This is a genomic window from Flavihumibacter sp. CACIAM 22H1 (assembly GCF_001601815.1).
In the GTDB taxonomy this organism is placed as follows: domain Bacteria; phylum Bacteroidota; class Bacteroidia; order Chitinophagales; family Chitinophagaceae; genus Flavihumibacter.
On sequence record NZ_LUKG01000025.1, the window covers coordinates 10,916 to 34,259 of the forward strand.

Annotated in this window: 24 protein-coding genes; 10 read left to right on the forward strand and 14 right to left on the reverse strand. The window is 44.8% G+C overall.

Features of this window, described 5'->3' with window-relative positions:
• The 3 genes from A1D16_RS09015 to A1D16_RS09025 form a co-directional block, all read right to left on the reverse strand.
• On the reverse strand, positions 1 to 1,193 hold a 1,193-nt coding region (locus A1D16_RS09015; protein WP_290709035.1), incomplete at its 3' end, for a DUF4350 domain-containing protein.
• Entirely contained in the window at positions 1,190 to 1,771 is a 582-nt protein-coding gene (locus tag A1D16_RS09020) for a DUF4129 domain-containing protein (protein ID WP_290709036.1), read from the reverse strand. The genes A1D16_RS09020 and A1D16_RS09015, both read right to left, overlap by 4 nt.
• 94 nt (positions 1,772 to 1,865) lie before the next feature.
• Positions 1,866 to 2,828, reverse strand: a complete 963-nt coding sequence (locus tag A1D16_RS09025) for a stage II sporulation protein M (RefSeq protein ID WP_290709037.1) — start codon at positions 2,826 to 2,828, stop codon at positions 1,866 to 1,868.
• 72 nt (positions 2,829 to 2,900) lie between these two features.
• On the opposite strand from A1D16_RS09025, the gene A1D16_RS09030 reads away from it, so the two are divergent.
• Entirely contained in the window at positions 2,901 to 3,668 is a 768-nt protein-coding gene (locus tag A1D16_RS09030) for an RDD family protein (RefSeq protein ID WP_290709038.1), read from the forward strand.
• Positions 3,669 to 3,671: 3 nt separating this feature from the next.
• Here the strand turns inward: A1D16_RS09030 and A1D16_RS09035 are convergent, their stop codons facing one another.
• From A1D16_RS09035 to proS, 3 genes are all read right to left on the reverse strand, one after another.
• Positions 3,672 to 4,127 (reverse strand): DUF5362 family protein, encoded by a 456-nt coding sequence (locus A1D16_RS09035; RefSeq protein WP_290709039.1) that lies wholly within the window; start codon positions 4,125 to 4,127, stop codon positions 3,672 to 3,674.
• Between the two features lie 31 nt (positions 4,128 to 4,158).
• A complete protein-coding gene (locus tag A1D16_RS09040) occupies positions 4,159 to 4,608 on the reverse strand; it encodes a hypothetical protein (RefSeq protein WP_290709040.1) in 450 nt (149 codons plus the stop codon).
• 85 nt (positions 4,609 to 4,693) lie between these two features.
• Positions 4,694 to 6,169 carry a proline--tRNA ligase gene (proS, locus tag A1D16_RS09045; protein WP_290709041.1) on the reverse strand — a complete coding sequence of 492 codons (1,476 nt, stop codon included), beginning with the start codon at positions 6,167 to 6,169 and terminating at the stop codon, positions 4,694 to 4,696.
• A 117-nt stretch (positions 6,170 to 6,286) separates the two neighbouring features.
• Between proS and A1D16_RS09050 the strand changes: the two genes are divergently transcribed.
• Both A1D16_RS09050 and A1D16_RS09055 read left to right on the forward strand, forming a co-directional pair.
• Positions 6,287 to 7,141: a hypothetical protein gene (locus A1D16_RS09050; RefSeq protein ID WP_290709042.1), complete on the forward strand. Its 855-nt coding sequence runs from the start codon at positions 6,287 to 6,289 to the stop codon at positions 7,139 to 7,141.
• Between the two features lie 90 nt (positions 7,142 to 7,231).
• Positions 7,232 to 8,791: a hypothetical protein gene (locus A1D16_RS09055; RefSeq protein WP_290709043.1), complete on the forward strand. Its 1,560-nt coding sequence runs from the start codon at positions 7,232 to 7,234 to the stop codon at positions 8,789 to 8,791.
• Here the strand turns inward: A1D16_RS09055 and A1D16_RS09060 are convergent.
• The 7 genes from A1D16_RS09060 to A1D16_RS09090 form a co-directional block, all read right to left on the reverse strand.
• A complete protein-coding gene (locus A1D16_RS09060) occupies positions 8,781 to 10,127 on the reverse strand; it encodes a GH1 family beta-glucosidase (protein WP_290709044.1) in 1,347 nt (448 codons plus the stop codon). The two genes, A1D16_RS09055 and A1D16_RS09060, sit on opposite strands and share 11 nt — an antisense overlap.
• A 40-nt stretch (positions 10,128 to 10,167) precedes the next feature.
• Entirely contained in the window at positions 10,168 to 11,100 is a 933-nt protein-coding gene (gene miaA, locus A1D16_RS09065; protein ID WP_290709045.1) for a tRNA (adenosine(37)-N6)-dimethylallyltransferase MiaA, read from the reverse strand.
• Positions 11,084 to 11,650 (reverse strand): hypothetical protein, encoded by a 567-nt coding sequence (locus A1D16_RS09070; protein ID WP_290709046.1) that lies wholly within the window; start codon positions 11,648 to 11,650, stop codon positions 11,084 to 11,086. Before A1D16_RS09070 ends, miaA begins: the two co-directional genes overlap by 17 nt.
• Before the next feature lie 62 nt (positions 11,651 to 11,712).
• Entirely contained in the window at positions 11,713 to 13,131 is a 1,419-nt protein-coding gene (locus A1D16_RS09075; RefSeq protein ID WP_290709047.1) for an HD domain-containing protein, read from the reverse strand.
• A gap of 21 nt (positions 13,132 to 13,152) precedes the next feature.
• Positions 13,153 to 14,202, reverse strand: a complete 1,050-nt coding sequence (locus A1D16_RS09080; RefSeq protein WP_290709048.1) for a glycosyltransferase — start codon at positions 14,200 to 14,202, stop codon at positions 13,153 to 13,155.
• A 9-nt stretch (positions 14,203 to 14,211) separates the two neighbouring features.
• On the reverse strand, positions 14,212 to 15,285 hold the full coding sequence (locus A1D16_RS09085) for a glycosyltransferase family 4 protein (protein ID WP_290709049.1): 1,074 nt from the start codon (positions 15,283 to 15,285) through the stop codon (positions 14,212 to 14,214).
• A gap of 104 nt (positions 15,286 to 15,389) precedes the next feature.
• A complete protein-coding gene (locus A1D16_RS09090) occupies positions 15,390 to 15,800 on the reverse strand; it encodes a hypothetical protein (protein WP_290709050.1) in 411 nt (136 codons plus the stop codon).
• A gap of 51 nt (positions 15,801 to 15,851) precedes the next feature.
• Between A1D16_RS09090 and sucC the strand changes: the two genes are divergently transcribed.
• Both sucC and A1D16_RS09100 read left to right on the forward strand, forming a co-directional pair.
• Positions 15,852 to 17,069: an ADP-forming succinate--CoA ligase subunit beta gene (sucC, locus tag A1D16_RS09095; RefSeq protein WP_290709051.1), complete on the forward strand. Its 1,218-nt coding sequence runs from the start codon at positions 15,852 to 15,854 to the stop codon at positions 17,067 to 17,069.
• A gap of 112 nt (positions 17,070 to 17,181) precedes the next feature.
• Positions 17,182 to 17,964, forward strand: a complete 783-nt coding sequence (locus A1D16_RS09100; RefSeq protein WP_290709052.1) for a glycoside hydrolase family 16 protein — start codon at positions 17,182 to 17,184, stop codon at positions 17,962 to 17,964.
• Here A1D16_RS09100 and A1D16_RS09105 read toward each other — a convergent pair.
• Positions 17,961 to 18,188 (reverse strand): CDGSH iron-sulfur domain-containing protein, encoded by a 228-nt coding sequence (locus A1D16_RS09105; protein WP_290709053.1) that lies wholly within the window; start codon positions 18,186 to 18,188, stop codon positions 17,961 to 17,963. The two genes, A1D16_RS09100 and A1D16_RS09105, sit on opposite strands and share 4 nt — an antisense overlap.
• 44 nt (positions 18,189 to 18,232) lie before the next feature.
• Here A1D16_RS09105 and A1D16_RS09110 point away from each other — a divergent pair, with 44 nt between their 5' ends.
• The 5 genes from A1D16_RS09110 to A1D16_RS09130 all read left to right on the forward strand — a co-directional run.
• On the forward strand, positions 18,233 to 18,778 hold the full coding sequence (locus A1D16_RS09110) for a DUF1415 domain-containing protein (RefSeq protein WP_290709054.1): 546 nt from the start codon (positions 18,233 to 18,235) through the stop codon (positions 18,776 to 18,778).
• A 174-nt stretch (positions 18,779 to 18,952) separates the two neighbouring features.
• Complete coding sequence (locus tag A1D16_RS09115) at positions 18,953 to 19,525, forward strand: RNA polymerase sigma-70 factor (protein ID WP_290709055.1); 573 nt, start codon at positions 18,953 to 18,955, stop codon at positions 19,523 to 19,525.
• Position 19,526: 1 nt separating this feature from the next.
• Positions 19,527 to 20,546: a FecR domain-containing protein gene (locus A1D16_RS09120; protein WP_290709056.1), complete on the forward strand. Its 1,020-nt coding sequence runs from the start codon at positions 19,527 to 19,529 to the stop codon at positions 20,544 to 20,546.
• 46 nt (positions 20,547 to 20,592) lie between these two features.
• Positions 20,593 to 22,341: a carboxypeptidase-like regulatory domain-containing protein gene (locus tag A1D16_RS09125; protein ID WP_290709057.1), complete on the forward strand. Its 1,749-nt coding sequence runs from the start codon at positions 20,593 to 20,595 to the stop codon at positions 22,339 to 22,341.
• 60 nt (positions 22,342 to 22,401) lie between these two features.
• On the forward strand, positions 22,402 to 23,344 hold a 943-nt coding region (locus A1D16_RS09130; RefSeq protein WP_290709058.1), incomplete at its 3' end, for a carboxypeptidase-like regulatory domain-containing protein.

The window sequence follows — 23,344 nt, forward strand, 5'->3', positions numbered from 1 at the left end:
AAATCCAGCGAACTGTTTTCGACCGCCGGCTGCAGGGGAATAATTTTCCTTCTCCGCTTTAATTCACTGAGCAGTAAAAGCGTCAGCATTAAAAGTGATGTGTACAGCGCCCAACGCAGGGAGGGATATTTCATGAATACCCCAAGACTTGAAAAACTGCTTCTGTCAGGATCTGCGTGCCGGTAGTATTCGTCCCACCAAATCCTGGAATAATGGGCGGGCAATCCGGCCATCATGGCTTCAAAAGCCTCGTGATTATTTTTATGGAGCAGGAAAAAATTAGACAGCAATAAGGGATTGCTGATAAGTGTTATACTTCCTGAATCTTTACGAATCCGGATAAAATTGGGCTTTTCCTGGCGCGTTTGCCCTAATATTTCCCAATCCAATGCTTCCTGGAAAACAAAAAACTGATCCATACCAAAACCCGGATATCCATAAGGCTTAACCAGTTCGTTGGTGGATGAACGAATTAAATACAGGAGGGTGTCTTTTTGGTTAAAAATCAGACCCTGGTAATCCAACTGCAGTTTTAGGGTATCCAAAAAGCTTTTTCCAAAATCAAAAGCCGCTATAAACAAATGGTTTCCATTACTTACATATCGCAATAAGAGTTCCTGTTCTTTTTCTGTCGGATAAAATTGGGGCGAAACGATCATATACAGTTCCCGCTCCAATGCAGGTTCACTTTCCGCTTCCTCCTCCTCTTCATACATACTGGTATCGTAGCTCGGTTCAACAGCAAGGGAGTCTGTTACCGCTAAAATGGAGTCTCGTACCACGTTAACTGCTGAATCAATATCCGGCACCGCTATATCAGAAGCTGCCTCTGACATGGCTTGTCCCACTGCATCATCGGTGGGGGGTGCTGAGCCCGGTTCTACCACTTCTTCCTCTTCCACAACCGGCTCAGTTGTAACCAGGGTATCATCTTCATTATAAGTATTGATATTCCAATAATAACGCTGAAAATCAGCCAGTCGTTCAGGAGATATTTTCTGTTCATTAATTTCTCCAGAACTGGGAAAATAGTCAGCCAGGCTGGCATGGGCATACCAGGTTCCGTAAGGAATTTTGTCTTTCTGCCAGAGACTGATACGGGGATTTATTTTTTTATCACGGTCAGGAAAACAGCCTGTCAGCAGGCTGAATAAAAACAGAAAAACAGCTATATCTATCTTTTTTACGCTCATAGCTTTTTTCTGAAGAGTGAAAATTCCTGTTGTATCTGCCGGTATTTAACTTCATCTGTTTCAAATCCTCCATAGTAGACAAAATCATAAATTCTGGTCAGGTTTCGAAAAGCAGGAAAACATGGATGTGTACGAAGCAAACGTAAATACGTGGCATTTGTCCATTCAGGATGGTATTCAACCAGAGATTTATCGCGGAGTAAAAATAAAACAGATAAGTACTGCAGCCGAACAGCTTCCCGGAAATCCTGTTCATATTCTGCTTTTTTCAACAACTCTTCTATACCGGGTTCATGTTGCTGTTCTTCGGCATTCGTCAGTTTTCGTCTTTTTACAGTCTTTCTCGAAAACAGCAGCATATTCTGTTCATTCAATAAACGGAAGGCAGCAAAAATCAGCAGGGCAGCCACAACTATATAAACAACCAGCTTAAAGCCCCAGCTTTCAATCAGCGCGTCGAACCAATTTTCCTGCTCGGGCTGTTGGTTATTTTCCACATTTTTTTTCCAGTACGCTGGGTCATTGGCATAAGCAAACACTTCCAGGTTTTTGATGGAATCGAGCTTGGTACTATCCATGCCGGGCAGTTGTTCTGTTTTCGCAATCAACGAAGTACAGAACAAACAGCCAAGGAGTAGGAACCGGTATATAAAACAATTGTTCAGCGGATAATTATTTAGCCTGGTTTTTCAATTGAATTTTCTTGGTTAATTGAATGGGATAATAAATGAAATACCAGCCTATAAATGCAAAGGAAGCCAGCAATATACTACTGCTCAGCCACACAGGCATACTGGTATAACGGGTAATAAAACCTTCAAAAAACGCGGCTGTGATAAATACTGGTACCAGGCCGATCATTATTTTCACACCGTCCTTTGCGCCTGCACGCAGAGATTGTAACCTGGTATAGGTTCCCGGAAAAAGCATACTTCGGCCAATTGCCAACCCGGCTGCACCTGCAATTACGATGGCTGAAATTTCCAATGCTCCGTGAATCCAGATTACCAGTACCGATTCCCATCCAAGGCCCTTGGCAAAAAAGAAGTATTGGAAAGATCCGAGCATCACACCGTTTTTAAATAACATATAAATAGTACCAAAACCGGCAAAGAAGCCGGAAACAAACATATTAAATGCTACCTGTATATTATTGAGTGCAATCTGCAGGAACATCATTAGCTGGTTGTCCTGTTTATAAACACCAAAAGGGTCTCCTTTGGCAATATTTTCTTCTGTCATCTCCACATACCCATCGCCCAACACACCTCGTACAAATTCCTGGTCCTGGGCGGTTGAGAAAGCCGCTATCAGTGCAAATAAAAAAAATACGATAAAGGAATACAGAAGAGACCTGTGGTGCCGGTATATGACAAGGGGTAATTCTTCCACCCAAAATTGCCGTACCCTCGACCGATCTTCTTTTTTATTCTGGTAAATAGCCAGGTATTTTGAACTGGCCAACCCATTCAGATAGTTGGTAACCTGGCTTTGCGGATAAAAGGTTTTGGAATAGCCAAGATCATTGACCAATTCGGTAAATTGGTTAGCCAGTTCATCCGGGCTGGCCGCACGATCTTCCTGTATTGCCTTCCATTTGCCGATATTGTTCTGTAGAAACTTACCTTCCCGCATAGGGCAACAATATAAGGTCAAAATTTTATTTCCGGAAATTAGAAAGGGGTATTATCTTTTCAGCCCGATACCATGCCAGTAACTAAACTTCATACCGGCTTCAATATTGAAGTAGATTTTACCCTGAGTGCTTTTCACAAAAGGCTGCTTGCCTGGATAATTGACCTGATCGTTCTTTTTGTATACCTGTGGATTTGCTCCAAAATTCTGCGGGCCATTAACCAGGACAGTGTTTATTATACCTATGGGTTGCTGGATTTCATTTTATGGCTTCCCGTCCTGGGGTATTTCCTGCTTTGTGAAATCCTTACCAATGGCCAGTCGCCGGGTAAGCGAATTATGCGGATCAGGGTTATTACGGCTTCAGGCGGACAACCTACCATCAGTCAGTACCTGATTCGGTGGATGTTCCGTTCTATTGATTTTCCTACCTGGTTATTTTTTGCATTGGTCTATTCTTACTGGCCCTGGTATTTTTTCCCGTTTTTATTCATCGGGCTTATTTGTTTTATTGCAACCCCTGATTCGCAGCGTGTGGGTGATTTACTGGCCGGCACCATTGTTATTGATACCAATACGGAATCTACCTGGCAGCAAACCGTTTTTATGGAAGTAGAAGAAGCTTACCAGCCGGCATTTCCAGCTGTGATGGGATTAAGCGACCGGGATATGAATACCATTAAACAGGTATTGCTATATGCCCGCAAAAAACCCAATACCCCCGTTCTGAACCAGGTTGCCGTAAAAATTCAAACGGCACTCAAAATCGAAACCGATCTGGATGCCGCTGAATTTTTAGAAATATTGTTAAAGGATTATAATTTCCTCTCCAGGCGCTAAGTATTAAAAGGAAAATGCCGCAAAAATTCCTGCGCCAACAAAAATTAACACATACAAGGACAACAGAATAATTGTTAATATACCCACAAACCGGAAAGATGATTTAAGGTTTTTAAAGGATGTTTGTAATTGCAGGGCATCATTTGCCTGAAGGGCAGTTTTCATAGCCACTGCAAATCGATACAGATACAGGCAGGGAAAAAAATAAAGAGCCGACATGGCAACGTAAAGTATAGATATAAAAATGCTGCCGCCACCTGCAAATACACCGGGGTTTCCGCCCATACTACTTAAATCAGAAAGTATAGATCCCATAAAAATCCCTGCAAGCACCAGTATTCCGCACACAATAAATCCGATAATCGATAAAAACTTTGCCCATTTAGCAGTTTCTGCCAGGTAGCTACTCGATATTCCATCAACTTGTAAGTCAAAAAGATTGGTTTGGGGTGTTTCCATTTTTATTGTTTTAGGTTAATTAAGTGATGGGTTAATGTGCTCCCCAGTTTAAAAGAGAAGCAAATCCGGCAACGGCTACAAAAATTACGTATAAAAGGATCAGGAGGAATAGCCAAATTGCCAGGTATCTGAAAAAAGCCCTTAAGGACATCAGTGAAATGGTCAGGCTGGTTACTGCCGTTTCTCGCCCCGCTTTTTTCATAGTTGTACCAAATCGGTATAACCAACGGAACGGGAAATACAAAAACAGGATGGAGAGCAATGAAACCACACTGGTAGTTGCTGCCAGCTCCCGTAGCACCGGGTCTTTCGTTGGTGCAATAGCCAAGGTGTACAGAGAACGGGCACCCAGATATACGAGCCCTCCCAAAAACAGAAAACCGGCAATAGCCAACCATTTTGCCCATTTTGCCGCGTCTTGTAAGAGGAGCCAGTTACCTGCTTCTACCTGAATTGAATCTTTTGTTTGTACAGATTCCATAGTAATAAAATAGAAATATAAAAAAAACATGCAGAAGCTGGTGGCTTCTGCATGTAAAAATTTTATTGTACAAGACAGTGATTTTTTAGTACGCCCTGGCAAATAATACCCGCTGGGTGCTTGGTTTACCGGTAAGGATACAGGCTCCTGCTTCCAGCTTATTATCCAGGGGAATACAACGGATCGTAGCTTTGGTTTTTTCCTTGATAGCCTCTTCTGTTTCAGCTGTACCGTCCCAATGGGCGGAAAGAAATCCACCTTTTTCATCCAGGAGTTGTACAAAACGTTCCCAATCATCAACCTCGGTAATATGGCTATCGCGGTAGGCCTTTGCTTTGTTGAACATCTGCTGCTGAATATCATCCAGCAGTTTTTTCACCTGTTCTGCCAGGTTATCAAGGGGCAAACTTTGCTTTTCTTTAGTATCTCTGCGGGCAACTTCCGCAACATTGTTCTCCAGATCACGGGCGCCCAGTGCAATTCTTACCGGCACTCCTTTCATTTCATATTCGGCAAATTTCCACCCTGGTCTTGTATTGTCACTGTCGTCGTATTTGACAGAAATACCCAGGGCTTTCAATTGACGCATAATTTCGTCCACTTTTTCGCCAATACGGTTTTTTTGCTCATCGCCCTTATAAATGGGTACAATAACCACCTGTAGAGGAGCTATTTTGGGAGGCAGGATAAGTCCCTGGTCATCACTATGCGCCATTACCAGGGCCCCTATAAGACGGGTGCTAACGCCCCAACTGGTTGCCCAAACATATTCGAGTTTATTCTCTTTGGTCAGGAATTTAACATCAAAAGCTTTGGCAAAGTTCTGGCCCAGAAAATGCGAAGTTCCTGCCTGAAGCGCTTTTCCATCCTGCATCAGTGCCTCAATACAGTAAGTATCTTCAGCCCCGGCAAAACGCTCTGAGGCTGATTTTACGCCCTTAATCACCGGCAGCGCCATATACTCTTCCACAAAACTGGCATATACCCCCAGCATTTTTTCAGTTTCTTCAATGGCTTCTTCCCGGGTTGCATGGGCGGTATGTCCTTCCTGCCATAAAAACTCCGCCGTGCGCAGGAATAAGCGGGTTCTCATTTCCCACCGAACTACGTTAGCCCACTGGTTAATAAGCAAGGGTAAATCACGGTAACTCTGTATCCAGTCCTTATACGTATTCCAGATAATGGTTTCTGAAGTAGGGCGAACGATCAGCTCCTCTTCCAGCCTGGCATCCGGGTCTACCACTACCCCGGCACCACCGGGGTCATTTTTGAGGCGATAATGCGTTACAACAGCACATTCCTTGGCAAAGCCCTCTACGTGTGCGGCCTCCTTAGAAAGGAAACTCTTCGGTATAAAAAGCGGGAAATAGGCATTAACATGGCCCGTTTCCTTAAACATCCTATCCAGCTGATCGCGCATATTCTCCCACAGGCCGAACCCATATGGTTTTATCACCATACATCCTCTGACTGCTGAATAATCGGCCAATCCGCCTTTTAAAACCAGGTCATTGTACCATTGGCTGTAGTCTGCTTCCCGGCTGGTAATTTCTTTACTCATTCTAAGTGATTGGGTTTTAACATTTAACTTGCAACGAATGGTCAATATTGACTGTCTTATTCGTATTTTAGTAGAGCGAACGCAAAAGTAATTTTTTAACTCATTAATCGCTGAGCCATGAACCTCAATTTTTCCTCACTACTGGTTGGCGCTGCTGTAGTTACCCTAAGCAGTTGCTCCGTATATAAATCTGGTCAAACACCGGATGATGTATATTTTTCCCCGGGAAGAACAGGGGCAGCTTATGCGTCTGGTGATGATGACAACCGTTCGGAATACCTGGAAACCAATAGTCGTAGGCGATACAATGATCGGTACAGTGATCCGGGATATGCGGATGACCAGTATATGCGGATGGCAATCGCTACAGGGCGTCGCCCCTTGTTTTTTGATGATTTTGCGATGATGAATCCGTATTACAGGAACAACTGGGCCTTTAACAGCATGATGGTCTGGAACAGCCCCTTCAATAGTCCCTGGAACTCGATGTATATGTGGAACAGCTTTTACAATCCTTATTGGGGTATTGGGAATGGATTTTATGGAGGCGGATTCGGCTTTGGCTGGTCGCCTGGTTGGGGTTCGGGCTGGGGTTATGGCGGATGGGGTGGTGGCCATTGGGCAGGTGGCGGATATATACCTAAACCTGGATACTATACCATGCCAAGGCCAAGCCGCCCAAGATCCGGATTTACGATGGGCAGCTACCTGAATACCAATAATAACCGCAATAATTACCGGATCAATAGTTATAACAGCAACTATAATAACCGGAATAATTACAGCGGTAACAGGTCCTATAATAACGACAATCAGCGGAGTATGTATAACAATAACCGCTCGTCCAATTCAGGCTCTATTGAACGCTCTACGCCTACCCGTTCTTACAGTCCTTCTTCTAACTCAGGTGGAAGCAGAGGAAGTTCAGGTGGTGGTGGGGGCGTAAGTCGTCCTACCAGAACAGGTAATTGATTTTTTTAAACTATTTATCGGAGGAAACAAACCAAAACCAGGAACGTTTCCTCCTTTTTTATATCCATACTGTATCAAAAGATGTGGCACATGCGAAAAAAAGTTCTTCTATTTACCTTTAGTTTATCTTCCCTGGTTGGATTTTCACAGATACCCGAAGACGCCCTCCGAATGTCCTGGACAACACCCAGCGGAACAGCGCGTAATCAGGCCATTGGTGGTGTAATGGGTTCACTGGGTGGTGATATCAGTGCTAACTTTATAAACCCCGCCGGTATCGGCATGTATAAAACCAGCGAACTGGTGTTTACCCCCGGTTTCAATTTTATAACCAACAATGGCAGTTTCAGGGGAACCAAATCCAGCCAGAACAATTCCAATGTATTTTTTGGAACAAGCGGTATTGTGCTGGGCATACCTTCCAACCCAAGAAGCCGAAATAACAGCAGTTCGGCGTTCAGTATTGCTGTAAACCGATCGGCAGATTTTACCCAAAAAATCGGTTATCGCGGACAAAACGATTTTAGTTCTTTTTCAGAGGCCTATGCATCCGAAATTGCGAATTCCGGTCTAAGTCTTCAGAATGCCCTGAATTCCTCGGAGATTTCTTTTCCTGCCCGTATGGCATTATTCACCTACCTCGTTGATACGCTTACCACGCCCGGTTTTGGCACCGAGGTAGTAGCTTCTCCCCTTCGATATGCGTTTGAACGTGATACAGCATTCCTGCTCAACCAGGAAAACTATATCGAAACCAAAGGTGGTATAACCGAAGTGGCAATAAGTTTTGCAGGGTCCAGCAAAGACAAGCTCTTCTGGGGAGTGAGCCTTGGCGTACCGATCGTGAATTATGAAAAAAACAGCATTCTTACAGAGTCAGACGCTACCGATAATGCCAACAACTATTTCAAGGAAGCCCAACTACGGGAGCGGTTTTCCAGCCGGGGCATGGGGCTTAACCTGAAAATGGGTTTGATCGTTCGCCCGGTGGAATCTATTCGCCTCGGCGCAGCCATTCATACACCCACCATTTACGGCCTTCGGGAATCCTATGATGCAGAACTTTATGCCGACCTCGAAAATTACAATGCGGCAACTACTGTAAACATCAGAGACCTGAATGAAGGGTTTACGCCAGAATACCGGTACGACTTAACCTCTCCCTGGAAATTTATGGTTAGTGGTTCCTATATTTTTGGTGAAGTAGCCGATACAAAAAAGCAGAGAGGGTTTCTTTCGGCAGACCTTGAATATATAACACATAGCTCCAGCCGATTCCGTGATGCGGAATTGGATGCCCCCAGCAATAACAATTATTTCAGTTCCGTAAACAACGTGATCCGTGATATTTATAAAGGAACATTTAATCTAAAACTAGGCGGAGAACTGAAATTTAATACCCTCATGGCCAGAGCCGGGTTTGCTTATTATGGAAATCCGTACCGCGACAAGGAGTTGGATGGAAAACGCATGTTCGTAAGCGGTGGCCTGGGGTACCGGAACAAGGGTTATTTTATAGACCTGGCCTATGTACACCGCATTACCACAGATAATAATTTCCCCTATCGCTTATCCGATAAAGCCAACACTTTTGCAGATATACGCGGTGGCGGAGGAAATGTAGTGGCTACTGTTGGATTTAAGTTTTAAGAAAATCCCGCCACCAGAAACCAGACTCTTTCACGGTTCGGAGTTGTGTCTTCAGATCAACATGCACTAATCCGAACCGTGCTTCATATCCTTCCGCCCATTCAAAATTATCCATTAGGGTCCAGGCGAAATAACCTCCCAGTTTAACCCCCTCTCGTTTAGCACTGAACAGGGCATCCAGGTACTGATGGTAATAATTGATTCGGTCCTGGTCATTTACTCGTCCCTGTTGCAAGGAGTCTTTAAAAGCCGCTCCATTTTCCGTTATCATAATTTCTTTGATGGCTCCATATTTCCAGAATCTCCTGATAATATGTTGAAAGCTGTCGGCATTAATTTCCCACCCCATAGCCGTTACCGGAACTTTACGCTGTGCCGGCTTTACTTCTGCAGCCTGTATTACCGGGATAAGGGAAGCATGTTTTACTACCAGGGGAAAATAATTCTGTAAGCCGATGAAGTCCATATCAAATTGCATCTGACTGGCATATTTCCAGCTTTTATTAAGGCGGTTCATTTTTTGCACAATGCCTTTATCGTCTTCCGGAAATCCTTTTCCCAGCAGGGGTTCAACAAAAAGCCGGTTTACAAAAAGATCTATCCTCCGGGCTGCAGCAATATCCAATGGAGCATCGGAATAGGGAATTATTTCCGAGCAGGAAAAACTGGTCCCGATTTTTGCATCCGGTATATATTGCCGTAGTACCCTTGCACCATCAGCCTGCGCAATAGCCGCATGATGCACTGCTTTCAGAAACCCATCCATTGACCGGCGCCCGGGCGCATGAATACCCAATAAATGCCCCAGGGTTGTAAAGCCTGCCGGTTCGTTTAACACGATCCAGTGTTTTACTGTACCGAAGTTTTTAGCACAAACCTTTGCGAAATGCCGAAACCAACGATTGATTAATGGGCTCTCCCATCCTCCTTCCGCCTGTAAAACCTGTGGTAAATCCCAGTGATAAAGTGTCACAAAGGGAGTAAGCCCCAAAGCATGGCATTCTTCAATGAGTTGCTGGTAAAAAACAATTCCAGCAGGGTTGGCTTTTCCCGAACCATCTGGCAAAATGCGCGACCATGAAATGCTAAAGCGGAATGCGGTAAATCCAAGGGCTTTTACCAACAGCAGGTCATCTCGGTAACGATGATAAAAATCACAGGCCGGCATGGGCTTCGCAGCTTTTTTAATAACGCCCTTTCGCCTTGAATAAACATCCCAGATAGATGCAGACCGTCCGCCTTCCGATACAGCGCCTTCATTTTGCGCCGCTGAAATTGCTACCCCCCAATGAAAGTCCTTACCGAATGCTGCTGCTTGCAGGGTTGGTTTTACCATGGACGGAAATTAGCCAAGTGCCATCTATCGCAACATTATTTTATTGTAAAATCTGTGCTTGAATACAGGCCTGCATACCTTCCAGATCCTGCGGATGAAACCAGTTGATGGCAGGCAGTTTTTTGAACCAGGTCATCTGGCGTTTCGCATATTGACGGGTATGTATTTTGATCCGTTCCACAGCATCGTCTAAGCTGCTCTGCCCATCGAGAAAAGCAAAAATTTCACTGTATCCTACTGTCTGTAAAGCAGAAATGGAGGACAAGGGCCGGCCGGTTGAGCGTAGCAGTTCCGCAACGGCTTCTACTTCCTTTAGCAAGCCATCCTGCATCATCTGGTCCACCCGTTGGTTTATTCTGTTTATCAGTTCTTGCCGGGGTAATTCCAGGCCAATAAAGAGGGTATGAAATGGCCGCTGCTGAACAGTGCCTGTTTGAAAATTGCGTATACTTTTTCCTGTAGACCGCACCACTTCCAGTGCACGCATTAAGCGCTGCGGGTTCTGAATTTCTCCTGATGCATAATACGCGGGGTCCTGTTCCTGAACGGCCTGCTGTAACCAGCCCAGCCCCTTTGCTTCATACTCACGGATGATAGAGGCTCTGATTTCCGGATCTGTAGGTGGAATAGCATCTAATCCTTCTGTAAGCGCTTTGATATATAAACCGGTTCCTCCCACCACTACTACTTCATCATGCAACTGAAAGAGCTGTTCCATTTCAGCTAATGCATAGGCAGCAAATCCCGCTGCATTCAATTCTTCGAGTATAGAATGAGAAGCAATAAAATGATGTGGAACTGCCTGCAGTTCGGCTTCGGAGGGCCTGGCAACACCAATGGAAAGTTCCTTATAACATTGGCGAGAATCTGCCGAAATAATGGAGGTTTGTAACCATTTGGCCAGATGAATGGCAGCAGCCGTTTTTCCCACAGCTGTTGGCCCGGCAACAACTATACTAAATTTCTTCTTCACTGCTTTCGTCTTCCGCTCCAAACTCTTCCTCCGAGGTTTCATCATCGTCCCCTTCGGTTCCATACCCTTCTGCTCCCGACTGGAGATCGTATTTCTCTTCCATTTCCGCAAGTTTATCTCCTACCAGTCCTTTGGTGCCATACTGTGAAGGGGCAATACCTTCCACCCGCACCGTGGCAGGGTATATGATTTTGGGATTTTCTTCTTTTGATACGTTGATCAGCTCTATCAGGAAGGTCCAGTTGCGGACAAAATCATACAGAAAAATGAATTTCTGGTTCGGATCAAAAATCTCCGACCCGATGGTTGTTTCAGCCATTAAAAGGGGTTCAACCACGTAGGTTTTATCGTATTTTTCCAGGCTGATTTCTCTGCCACGCTGCCAGCTGTCATTGCTTCTGAAAAAAGTAGAAGCATGTTTGGAATCGAACTCGAAAGCTTTCAGAATAGCCTGTTGCAGGTCAGCAAAATGTTGTTTGTGACGGATTGCGATATCCCGGTAAACACTGTCGTCTTCTTCGAAATAGACCCTGAACTTCAATATTGCCATAACGGTTTCTGCTGTTGATTTCGGGCGTAAAATAGCACCTTTTTATTGAAATGCCGCGCCGCTTAGTCTACCGGCTGCAGATTCAGCTCTTTTGCTTTCTCCAGCATCAGGGAATAAGCCGCTTCATAGGTATTGGGAATCAGTCCGTCCAGGATAGCTTCCCGGATGGCGTTTTTAATATCCCCCACTACTCGTCCGGGCGGAAGTTTAAAAACCGACATAATTAATTCCCCGGTAATAGGAGGTTGCCAATTCCTGATACGGTCATTCTCCTCCACCTGCTGCAACCGTTCTTTCACCAAATTGAAGTTGCTTAAATAGCGCTTTACTTTAAATTTATTCTTGGAGGTAATATCAGCGGCACAAAGCAGCATCAGGTCGTCTATTTCCTCCCCGGCATCAAATAGCAGGCGACGGATAGCGCTGTCGGTAATGTTTTCTTTAGTAAGACTGATGGGGCGCAAATGCAATTCTACCAACTTCCTTACATAGCGCATTTTTTCATGCTGCGGCAGTTTTAATTTGGCAAAGATCCGGGGAATCATTCTGCCACCAACTACTTCATGTCCGTGAAAGGTCCAGCCATGACCGGCTTCAAATTTTTTCGTCGCAGGTTTTCCTATATCGTGCAGCAATGCAGCCCATCGCAACCATAAATCTGCGGTATGCTGGGCTATGTTGTCAACTACCTGCAGGGTATGGTAAAAGTTATCTTTATGTCCTTTCCCATCAATGTACTCGGCCCCTGCCAGGTCAACCAATTGCGGGAAAATTATATGTAACAGACCAGCTTTGTACAATAAATCGAGCCCGATCGATGGTTTTGGGCTTACTAGAATTTTATTGAACTCTTCTGTTATGCGCTCCTGCGAAATGATCCGGATCCGTTCAACATGCAAACAGATACCTTTCCAGGTGGTTTCTTCAATGCTGAAGCCTAATTGCGAAGCAAACCGGATAGCCCGAAGCATCCGGAGCGGATCATCGCTGAAGGTTTGTCCTGGTTCCAGCGGAGTGCGGATGATTTTGTTGGCAAGGTCTGTTTTACCATCGAATGGATCTATCAATTGCCCGTAACTTGATTCATTAAGGCTGACAGCAAGGGCATTGATGGTAAAATCACGCCGCCACTGATCTTCCTGGAGCGTTCCCGGGGCAACTTCCGGGTTTCGGCTATGGTAACGGTAACTTTCTTTCCGGGCTCCTACAAATTCTATATCAAAATCATCCACTTTCAGAGCGGCAGTACCAAAGTTTTTGTAAAATGCAACGGTTGGTGTTGGGTAAAACTGCTTCGATACCGCATGGGCCAGTTCAATACCGTCACCCACACAAACTATATCGGCATCTTTTGTCGGGCGATCTAATAGTTTATCGCGCACAAAACCGCCGATAATATAGGTCTCCCTGTTGAGCGATGCCGCAGCATGGGCAATTTTCTTAAAAACAAATAATTCCTTGGCCGTACAGTTGATTTCCATCGGCCTGCAAATTAGGTTAAATTACCCATTCAGTACTTCCTGGCAGATGGCTACCAGTTTACCGGCAATGACCTCCTGATTGTAATTCCTGTTTATCAGCTCAAAAGCATTCCGGGCTAATTTATTCCTGAGAGCTTCGTCATTTTTCAACTGTTTCACAGCGGCAGCAATGGAAGCTGGTGAACCATCTACCAGTAGTATATCCTGCCCATCCGTAAAAACCTCCTGTATACCCCTGGTTCTCCTGGAAATTATCGGTTTTTTTAACGCTGCATAATGATATACTTTATTGGGAATAACGATGTCTGCCTTTTTGGATTCGCCAAATATTCCCAGGCAGCAATCAAACCGATTCATGGCGGTATTTAAGGCCGAAGCCTGTACCCAACCGGGAAAATGAATATTGGTTAATTTATACTGCTGTAAGGCTTTGGCTTTTACTTTTTCAAATTCAAATCCATCACCGATTAAATGAAACCGGATGGCCGTTTCTGCCTGCAAAAGCCGGGCGGCTTCGAGTATAGCAAAACATCCCTGCAGCGGAATAAAAGATCCGTAAAAGCCTACTTCAAAAAAGGGTTCAGTTTTCGGCAATGTTAGGGGAAAGTACTCCGCTGTATTTACACCTACCGGTAATACGCTTAATTTTTCTTCACGGATCCCAATGACTGTTTTATAATACTCGAGATGTGCCTGGGTATCACAAACCACCCTGTCGGCCATAGACATAGAGAGTTTGTCTTTTAAATAATTTTTAAGGGCCCTGACAGAATACGGGCTTATCGTTTTATAATCGAATACTTTTGACAGGTAACGCGAGATAAGCGGATCAAAAACAATTGGTTTTTTGGTCAGATACCGAAGCTTCACCACATCTCTGTGACCAAATGAAGGAATAAAAATCACATCGGCGGCGGCGGCCAGTTCCTTGAATTTTTTTCTACTAAAGTTTCGTGAACTGGTATAATTGTAATACACTACTTCTACCTCGGGGAACCGTTTCAGACCATCAAAAATAATTTTTGACCGGTTGTAATCGGGCTCGTATTGTCCGGCAATCAATAATTTCATGCGGTATTTTTATTCATGCGCAACTACAGCTGTACGGTTGATCTTATTGAAAACATTCAGGTACCGATGAATAATATACTCCATGCTGTGTTGTTGCTGCACATAAGCTAGTGCAAGGGTAGTCATTTTTTCTTTATGAACCGGGTCTGCCAATACGGTATGTATCGCTTTTCCAATGGCAGCAGCATCCTGTATATCGCAGAGCATAGCGCGCTCCCCCGCTCCCAGCTCTGCCAGTCCGCCTGCCCTGGTGGTTACGACCGGCACTTTGTAGAGAAAAGCATCCAACACACTGCTTCCCAGACCTTCCTGCTCTGAGCTCATAACATAGACCTCGAAAATCGAAAAAAAATCTTCCACATTTTTATAAAAGCCCATCAACAGGTAACAGTCTTGCAGCCCCAACTGTATAATACGTTCCTGCACAACAGGTTCCAGGTCGCCTTTTCCAAAATGAAGAAAAACAAAATCATTCCTGATTTTTCTTAATTCCGAAATTGCCTCTACCATCGTAAGCGGATCTTTATGCTGTACCAGGGCCGCCATTGTACCCAGAATATGCGTACCTGGTTGTATATTTTTTTTCTCTAAAAGCTCTATAGCCCGGCTTTTATCCAGGGCTTGCGCTGTTACAATGGAAGAAACCAGTTCAACATCTTTTCGACCGGAAAACTCGGTAACGATCTGTTGAATGGCCTTGCTAATGGCAAGAATTTTATCTGCCAGCAGGTATTTCAGGCGGGTAAAAAAACCTTTGGGAACGAAATCAACCCGGCGAGAATACACAACCGGGCTTCGATGAAATAATTTCGTCAGTACTGCATAGGTAAGAATTTGGGATGTCTGGGCATGTAAAATCGCGTAATTATGCCCCTTCCCAATAAGAAACCAGCATATTTCCCATACGGAGTCAAAACCAAATGTTACAAATCCGGCTTCAATTGATTTAGTATATAAGGGGTTGTTTTTGCGACAGAGAAGATGCACTTCATTACCTGCATCCCGCAGACCTGTCATATTATAAAATGTTTGTCGTTCTCCTCCTCTCCATCCTTTTTCAAAGTTCAGCTCTAAAATTGTCATTAGTTCTACTTGTTGGGCAAAAACTCAATGCCAAAACAAATATCGTGCAAAATAAACAGGGCTGCTGTTGATATTTCTCTACAGTTTTCTAAAGCAATAGCCATTCAAGTACCAATCCTGAAGCCAACCAGGGGAGCCCGCAGCCGTCGAATAAGTCCAAAGAGCAGGGGGTCCAGGGCCAGCGCTACCTGTGCCGATTGCCGGTGGTCGAGCCATTGGTCAGCGATCCCCAACACACCATCCATCCGAAGCCATTTTCCTTTTTCCAGGTCGTCCGTTGCTTCCAGGTCATAGGCGCTTATGGCCTGTACCAGCTGTCGTTCATTGGCAAAGAACAAAACCGGGTGCGTAGTGGCAAGCAAGTTTTCCAATTCAGTTTGGGCGGATGGCTCTAAAACAGCGTCCCAGGCTGCATTAGCCAATATACCCTTCCAGTTCTCAACACATACCGCGATCGCTTTTCCGGCTCTTAATGCGGCCAGGTTATTTTCTATAAGCTGCTCAAAATCAGACATACGGCAAAATTATAGCCTAGTTTCTATTATCTTCGCCCCAAATTTTGCACTATGAACTTGCACGAATACCAAGCAAAGGAATTATTGAAAAAGTACCAGGTGCCGGTACAGGAAGGCATTGCCTGTAGTACGCCAACTGAAGCCGAGGAAGCCTACCGTACCATTCATACCCAATACGGCAGCAAGTTTGCTGTAGTAAAAGCCCAGATTCATGCGGGCGGACGCGGAAAAGGTAAAATCCGCGGCACCGAACAACGCGGTGTAGCAGTCGGCAAAAATGCGGAAGCAATCAAAGAAATTGCACAAAATATTCTTGGCGGCACCCTGGTTACCATTCAAACGGGCGAAGCCGGTAAAGTCGTAAATAAAGTACTGGTAGCCCAGGATGTATATTATGAAGGACCTAACCCGGTAAAAGAGTTTTACCTGTCAATTTTGCTGGATCGTGCAAAAGGTCAGAATGTAATCATGTACAGTACCGAAGGTGGAATGGATATTGAAGAAGTAGCGCATAATACCCCGGACAAAATTTTCAAAGAATGGGTACACCCCGGTGGGCCGCTGCAAGGCTTCCAGGCAAGAAAAATTGCCTTTAACCTTGGCCTGAGCGGTGAAGCCTTTAAAAACTGCGTAAAATTCGTAACCAATCTGTACAATGCCTATGTAGGACTGGATTGCGCCATGCTTGAAATCAACCCGCTTTTCAAAACATCTGACGAAAAAATCATTGCAGTTGACTGCAAAATGAACATTGATGACAATGCGTTGACCCGCCATGCCGAACTGGCTAACCTGCGCGATATCTCTGAAGAAGATCCTACGGAAGTAGAAGCCGGGAAGTTCAACCTGAACTTTGTGAAACTCGATGGAAATGTGGGCTGTATGGTAAATGGTGCCGGCCTTGCAATGGCTACGATGGACATGATCAAACTGAGTGGTGGAGAACCCGCTAACTTCCTGGACGTAGGCGGTACAGCCAACGCGCAAACAGTTGAGGCAGGTTTCCGGATTATCCTGAAAGACCCCAAAGTAAAAGCTATCCTTATCAATATTTTTGGCGGAATTGTACGTTGCGACCGTGTTGCCCAGGGGGTAATTGATGCGTACCAAAGCATGGGCAATATCGATGTTCCGATTATTGTTCGCCTGCAGGGTACCAATGCAGAAGAAGCGAAAAAACTGATCGACGAAAGCGGATTAAAGGTGCAAAGTGCCATCCTGCTTAGCGAAGCTGCCGACCTGGTTAATAAAGCTGTAACAGCTGCCTGAGCTGTTAAATAATCGAATACATCCTCCCGCTTCCTCGGAAGCGGGATTTTTTTTGCCTGCCGAATAGGCCCGGTGCATACAAAACAGGGCCCGGCAAGCGTTTTACCTAAACATGAACTACCTAGTAAGCTTATTAATCGGACTATTCTTATCTGCCGGGGTTACCGCACAACAATGGAAACTGGTTTGGTCAGATGAGTTCACCCAGCCCGGCATGCCCGATCCAAAAAAATGGGCCTATGAAATCGGGGCAAACGGATGGGGTAATAAAGAAAAACAGGAATATACACGCGCAGATAGTAAAACCGCCAGTGTCCGGAACGGTTCACTTTTTATTACAGCCTATAAAAGTGCCGAGGGAAACTATTATTCGTCCAGGCTTGTCACCAGGGGATTGGCCAGCTGGCGGTTCGGGAGAATAGAAATAAGGGCAAGACTTCCCAAGGGTAGAGGAATTGGGGCAGCCATATGGATGTTACCGGCAGATGATGCCTATGGCGACTGGCCGGCAAGCGGGGAAATTGACCTGATGGAATTTATCGGCACCCAACCGGATTCCATTTTCACCGGGCTGCATATGGATGCCTATAACCAGGAATTGGGCAACCAAAAAAGAAAAGGGCATTTCCTACCCATGAACTGGCAGGATTTTCACGTTTATGCCCTGGAATGGCTGGACGACCATATCTATTTCAAAATTGACGGAAACATCGTCTACCGTTTCAAAAAGGAAAAAGATGAAATGGAGGTATGGCCCTTCGATCAACCTTTTTACCTGATCCTGAATGTTGCAGTGGGTGGCCTGACAAACGGGGATAAAGGGATCGACGACTCGATTTTTCCACAGTCTATGGAAATAGATTATATAAGGGTTTCGCAACCCGCTGCCCATTAAGGTGTTTTTTTGGGCGGTAAAGCAAAGGCAACTGCCTCGTGTTCAAAATGACCCTTATGGGAACCATCACAAAAAGGTTTATTTTGAGACAAGCCGCAACGGCAAATGCTGACCAGGGTTCTACCACCTAAATCATACAGGTTCCCGTCCTTATCGCGAATCTCAAAATCACCTTCAATACGTAAAGATCCATTATTATTCACCGTTATAGTGGTAGTAGCCATTCGTTCAAATTTTATGCTGCGAAAATAAGGGTTTAATTTGCAGGATGCAGGAAGCTCATCAAATCATTCAGCAAACCAGGCAATGGATCCAAAACGTTGTAATTGACTGTAATTTTTGCCCCTTTGCTGCCAGGGAAATGGAACGCAACAGCGTATATTTTGAGCTGGCGGCCTCCTCCGCTGCCGCAGATATACTGCTGCAATTTTTTACACTGATGGAAAAAATGGAGGAAGATAGCCGTATAGAAACAGCGTTTCTGTTGCTGCCGGAGGGCTGGGACGACTTTCTGCTCTACCTTGACCTGGTAGAAAAAGCGGAGAAATTGATCGAAGAACAGGATTTTGAAGGTATTTTCCAGGTAGCTAGTTTTCATCCCAATTATCAGTTTGACGGGTGCCCCATCGATGACCCAGCTAATTTCACCAATCGATCCCCCTACCCCATGTTACACATTCTGCGCGAAGAAAGCGTGGAGAAAGCCCTGGAGTTTTATCCCGGAGACCCGGAAGAAATCCCCGAGAGAAATGTCCGTTTTGCCCGCGAAAAAGGCCTTGCATACATGAAATCACTCTATTTAAAAGCCCGGTAGAACCGCTTATCCCTTTTTAGGACTGCTTAACCCCCAGCCGTTTAAAACCTGCTTAGTTTTGCGTTCAAAAAAAAGTTGAACCAGCCATAGGGGTATTTGCAACTATAGTTGTCGGATAATAAATGACCCTGTGTGTTGAGTTATTCCATACCATACCAGCATGAACCTAAAAAAATGACCGCGATAGACGCCCGTCAGCCAATAGTACGCACCGATTACGGAATGCTGCACTTTGAGGAAGTATTTAAAACCCATTTCAAAGAGCTGCATTCCTATGCCTGCACGTTGGTAAAAGACGATATGGTAGCGGAAGAAATGGTGCAACAGGTTTTTTTCCGGATATGGGAAAAAAAGGAACAGCTTTCTATTCATTCCTCCGCAACAGCGTACCTGTACAGGTCTGTTTACCACGAATGCCTCAATTACCTGAAGCACCAGAAAGTAAAAACAGCTTACCAGGTTTATGCGAAAACAACCGCAGATACAGGAACCGGATCTGCCGCTCAAAAAATCCAACTCAGTGAATTGCAGCAACATCTGAATAAAGCCCTGAATGAGCTACCGGAACAGTGCAGAACCATATTCCAGATGAGCCGGTACGAAGAGTTGAAATACCAGGAGATTGCAGACCGCCTGGGGCTTTCTATCAAAACAATAGAAAACCAGATGGGGAAAGCACTCCGTATTCTGAGAGAAAAACTGAAAGACTTCTTACCCCTATTATTACTAATCCTGCTTAACCTCTGATATGCGACCCGAATCACCTCAACCTGTTATTGATGAGCTGCTGGTCAAATACCTGCTGGGAGAAGCCACCCCTGCTGAAATAAGCAAGGCCACTGACTGGATATCGGCATCCGCCGAGAATGAACGCTATTTTACCGGGTTCAAAGCAATCTGGGACAGCAGCCGCGAGCTGGCAGCCAAATCAACAGTTGATGTGGATGCAGCCTGGCAAAGGATGAGAGAAAAAATAGGCAGAAAGCAAGAGGAAAATCTACGATCGGTGAAAAGGGAAGAGGAAAGAGAAGGGAAAGTGGAAATAAGGAGGATTGGGGCAGAATGGAGAAGAGTGGCGGCAGTATTGGTGGTGGTATTTACCGGAATCCTTGCCTGGATGATTTACCGCCAAACAACTGCTACAGAACTATTGGAGATAGCCAGTCTACAGGAAACCAGGCAGCAACCCCTCTCCGATGGATCCGTTATAACCTTAAACAAAGGAGCTGCTTTACGGTATCCATCCAGTTTTTCCGGTAATAAAAGAACGGTTGAATTGAAGGGAGAAGCTTTTTTTGCCATACAACCCGATGCCTCCAGGCCTTTTGAGGTACGGGTAAACAAGTTAACGGTTAGGGTATTAGGTACTTCCTTTAATATACGGGAAACAGATTCTACCACCATTGTAATCGTCGAAACCGGCCGGGTTGAGGTAAGTGATGAAAAACAGTCGATTCAATTAACTGCCGGCGAAAAAGCAACGATCCGGAAAAACGGGGGCACCTGGACAAAAGATCAACAACCCGACAAACTGTACCAGTATTATCGTACACGAACCTTTAGCTGTGATAATACACCTCTGTGGAAATTGGTTGATGTGCTGAACGAAGCTTACGATGCGCAAATAATAATTAGCAATCCGGCTATCCGCACGCTGCCTATTACCACGGTATTTGAGGAACAACCGCTGGAAGAAATCCTGTCCATTATTGCTCAAACCCTGGATATTACCATCACCCGGAAAGACGCTATTATTTATGTTCAGTAAATCATCGGGAAATACTTGCATAAGCCTTGTAAGTACACTACTCTGTTTGTTAGTTTTCTGCGGTGAAGTAAAAGCACAGGATCTGCTGAACAAGGTCATACAGATTTCAGTGAATAACCAGTCCGTTCCGGATGTGCTGGAGATTGTGAGTAATAAAGGCAATTTTTATTTCAGTTACAATTCAAACATAATAAGGAAAGACAGCCTCGTAACAATTACGCCAGGCAGCCGAACCGTTCGAAGCATACTGGAATTGCTTTTTCCGCAGGGATTTGAATTCAAGGAAAGCGGTCAGTATATAATTATACGAAGGATACCGTTGCAATTAAGTCTTGTATTAAAAGAATCCGCCACCAACGATAATCATTACTATGTAAGCGGTTATGTACGGGATAATCAAACCGGAGAACTTGTACCGGACGCCAGTGTATATGAAAAAGACCGGCTGGTTGCGGCATTAACCAATAGACAGGGATATTTCAGGATCCGGTTAAAATCAAGATATCCCAAAGCATCCCTTACCATCAGCAAAGAATTTTACAGAGATACCACCGTTCTGGTACGAACGGGCTATAACCAGGAAATCCGCATTACCTTGGCGCCGGTAGAATTACAGGGCGCCACTGTTGTTGTTGGCCCTTCGCGGCTTCCGGCTCCCGACTCCCTTTACATGGCCATACCACAACCCGACAGTACCACCTTACTTTACCTGTATAGAAGGATGGATTCTCTTACGGTACAAAGAACTGCACTGGGTAAGTTCTTTTTGTCCTCGCGACTGAAAATGCAGAGTATTAACCTGAGCAAATTTTTTACCGTAAGGCCGGTGCAGGTATCATTTACGCCCGGCTTGTCAAGCAATGGAAAAATGAATGCCCAGGTGGTAAATAATTTTTCCTTTAACATATTGGGCGGATACTCAAGAGGTATTAACGGCGCAGAAATCGGAGGCGTTTTTAACCTCAACAAAGAGGAAGTAAAATATGTTCAGGTAGCTGGTGTACTGAACATTGTAGGGGGTAATATGAAGGGCCTCCAGATAGGGGGTGTACATAATATGGTTCTCGATTCAGTTAAGGGGGTACAGGTTGGAGGTGTGGTAAATTTTGTACGCGGATCCTTTACCGGTGCACAGATCGGCGGTGTCGTCAACTATACCAACCAGGCAGTAGAAGGCGTTCAGATCGGCGGCGTGGGAAATATCAGCGGTCGTACAATGAGTGGCGTTCAGATCAGCGGGGTATTTAACTATGCGAAACGGTTAAAAGGAGTTCAAATTGGTCTGATTAATATTGCAGACAGCTCAGATGGGTATAGTATAGGTTTGATAAACGTGGTACTAAAGGGCTATCATAAACTGGCTTTTTACTCAACCGAGCTCACTCCTTTTAATGCCGCTTTTAAAACAGGCAATCATAAGTTGTACAGTATATTGCTCGGAGGGGCTCATCCCGATACCGGCCGAAGAGTTATAAGTTTCGGCTATGGAATTGGTACGGAAAGAAAGATCAGCCGCTCATTTTCATTGAATATTGAAGCTTCTGCCCAATATGTTTTTCTGGGTAGCTGGGAATATACCAATCTGCTAAGCAGGGCAACGGTCAATCTGCATTGGAAAATTGGACGATATTTTTCCCTGTTTGCAGGGCCTGCATTCAATGTATACCAATCCGATCAGGACACCCGTTTTAACGGATATGCATACCCGATTCCCGGAAAGGATTATAGTAGTTTTTCGCTGGGAGGAGATCGTACGGGTTGGTTTGGCTGGAATGCCGGCATTCATCTATTCTGATTTTTTTTTGCTACGCATAGGGGTAAAAGAATTGCCGGTTGTCGGATAAGAAAAGATTCTATGTTTTCCAAGATCATCTGCCTTATCCTTTTTATTTCCTCCTGGTGCCTGGTGGTGCAGGCACAGGTAAAACAAACGATCAAAGGTCAATTAACCGATCAGTTGTTACAAAAACCAATTGCGGGTGCAACTGTTGAAATAATCGGGCAACAGCGGAGCACTACCACTGCTACTGACGGCAGTTTTAAGTTTACACAGGTTCCAATTGGCATGCACCAGTTAAAGATTACCCACGCAGGTTTCAAACCAATACTATTGGAAAATATCGTATTAAATGCCGGTAAGGAACTGGTATTTAATCTTGGTATGGAACTGGATGTACAGTTACAGCAGGAAGTAGTGGTAAAAGCCAAATCTATCCGTTCTAAACCATTGAATGAATTAAGCCTGGTTAGTGCAAGGGCTTTTTCTGTAGAGGAAACCCAGCGATATGCGGCGGCGGTAAATGATCCGCTTCGTATGGCCACCAGTTTTGCAGGCGTAATAAGCCCCAATGACGGCGGAAACCATATTATCGTAAGGGGTAATGCACCCAATGCCCTGTTATGGAGAATGGAAGGAATCGAAATTCCAAATCCCAACCATTTTGCATTAATGGGAAGCAGCGGTGGCGGTATTTCTATCCTCAGTGCGCAGGTATTGGCCAATTCTGATTTTGTAACAGGCGCTTTTGCTGCCGAGTATGGGAATGCGGTAGGGGGTGTATTTGACCTGCGCCTTAGAAAAGGCAATAATGAAAAGCGGGAGCATACCCTCGAAGCCGGTGTATTAGGAATTAATCTTGCCAGCGAAGGGCCATTCAGCAAGAACTATAAAGGAGCTTACCTGGTAAATTACCGGTATTCTACCCTGGGGTTATTAAGCAAAATGGGCTTAAAAACAGTTGGTGAAGGAAGCACGAATTTCAGCGACTTATCGTATAACCTATCGCTTCCGGCGGGCA

Coding starts and splice junctions, on each gene's coding strand:
- A1D16_RS09030 (WP_290709038.1), top strand. CDS start 2,901: ATGCCAGTAACTAAACTTCATACCGGCTTCAATATTGAAGTAGATTTT.
- A1D16_RS09110 (WP_290709054.1), top strand. CDS start 18,233: ATGCAGGAAGCTCATCAAATCATTCAGCAAACCAGGCAATGGATCCAA.
- A1D16_RS09040 (WP_290709040.1), bottom strand. CDS start 4,608: ATGGAATCTGTACAAACAAAAGATTCAATTCAGGTAGAAGCAGGTAAC.
- A1D16_RS09105 (WP_290709053.1), bottom strand. CDS start 18,188: ATGGCTACTACCACTATAACGGTGAATAATAATGGATCTTTACGTATT.
- A1D16_RS09085 (WP_290709049.1), bottom strand. CDS start 15,285: ATGACAATTTTAGAGCTGAACTTTGAAAAAGGATGGAGAGGAGGAGAA.
- A1D16_RS09020 (WP_290709036.1), bottom strand. CDS start 1,771: ATGGATAGTACCAAGCTCGATTCCATCAAAAACCTGGAAGTGTTTGCT.
- A1D16_RS09080 (WP_290709048.1), bottom strand. CDS start 14,202: ATGAAATTATTGATTGCCGGACAATACGAGCCCGATTACAACCGGTCA.
- A1D16_RS09050 (WP_290709042.1), top strand. CDS start 6,287: ATGAACCTCAATTTTTCCTCACTACTGGTTGGCGCTGCTGTAGTTACC.
- A1D16_RS09060 (WP_290709044.1), bottom strand. CDS start 10,127: ATGGTAAAACCAACCCTGCAAGCAGCAGCATTCGGTAAGGACTTTCAT.
- A1D16_RS09055 (WP_290709043.1), top strand. CDS start 7,232: ATGCGAAAAAAAGTTCTTCTATTTACCTTTAGTTTATCTTCCCTGGTT.
- A1D16_RS09100 (WP_290709052.1), top strand. CDS start 17,182: ATGAACTACCTAGTAAGCTTATTAATCGGACTATTCTTATCTGCCGGG.
- A1D16_RS09070 (WP_290709046.1), bottom strand. CDS start 11,650: ATGGCAATATTGAAGTTCAGGGTCTATTTCGAAGAAGACGACAGTGTT.
- A1D16_RS09090 (WP_290709050.1), bottom strand. CDS start 15,800: ATGTCTGATTTTGAGCAGCTTATAGAAAATAACCTGGCCGCATTAAGA.
- A1D16_RS09025 (WP_290709037.1), bottom strand. CDS start 2,828: ATGCGGGAAGGTAAGTTTCTACAGAACAATATCGGCAAATGGAAGGCA.
- sucC (WP_290709051.1), top strand. CDS start 15,852: ATGAACTTGCACGAATACCAAGCAAAGGAATTATTGAAAAAGTACCAG.
- proS (WP_290709041.1), bottom strand. CDS start 6,169: ATGAGTAAAGAAATTACCAGCCGGGAAGCAGACTACAGCCAATGGTAC.
- A1D16_RS09115 (WP_290709055.1), top strand. CDS start 18,953: ATGACCGCGATAGACGCCCGTCAGCCAATAGTACGCACCGATTACGGA.
- A1D16_RS09120 (WP_290709056.1), top strand. CDS start 19,527: ATGCGACCCGAATCACCTCAACCTGTTATTGATGAGCTGCTGGTCAAA.
- A1D16_RS09035 (WP_290709039.1), bottom strand. CDS start 4,127: ATGGAAACACCCCAAACCAATCTTTTTGACTTACAAGTTGATGGAATA.
- A1D16_RS09075 (WP_290709047.1), bottom strand. CDS start 13,131: ATGGAAATCAACTGTACGGCCAAGGAATTATTTGTTTTTAAGAAAATT.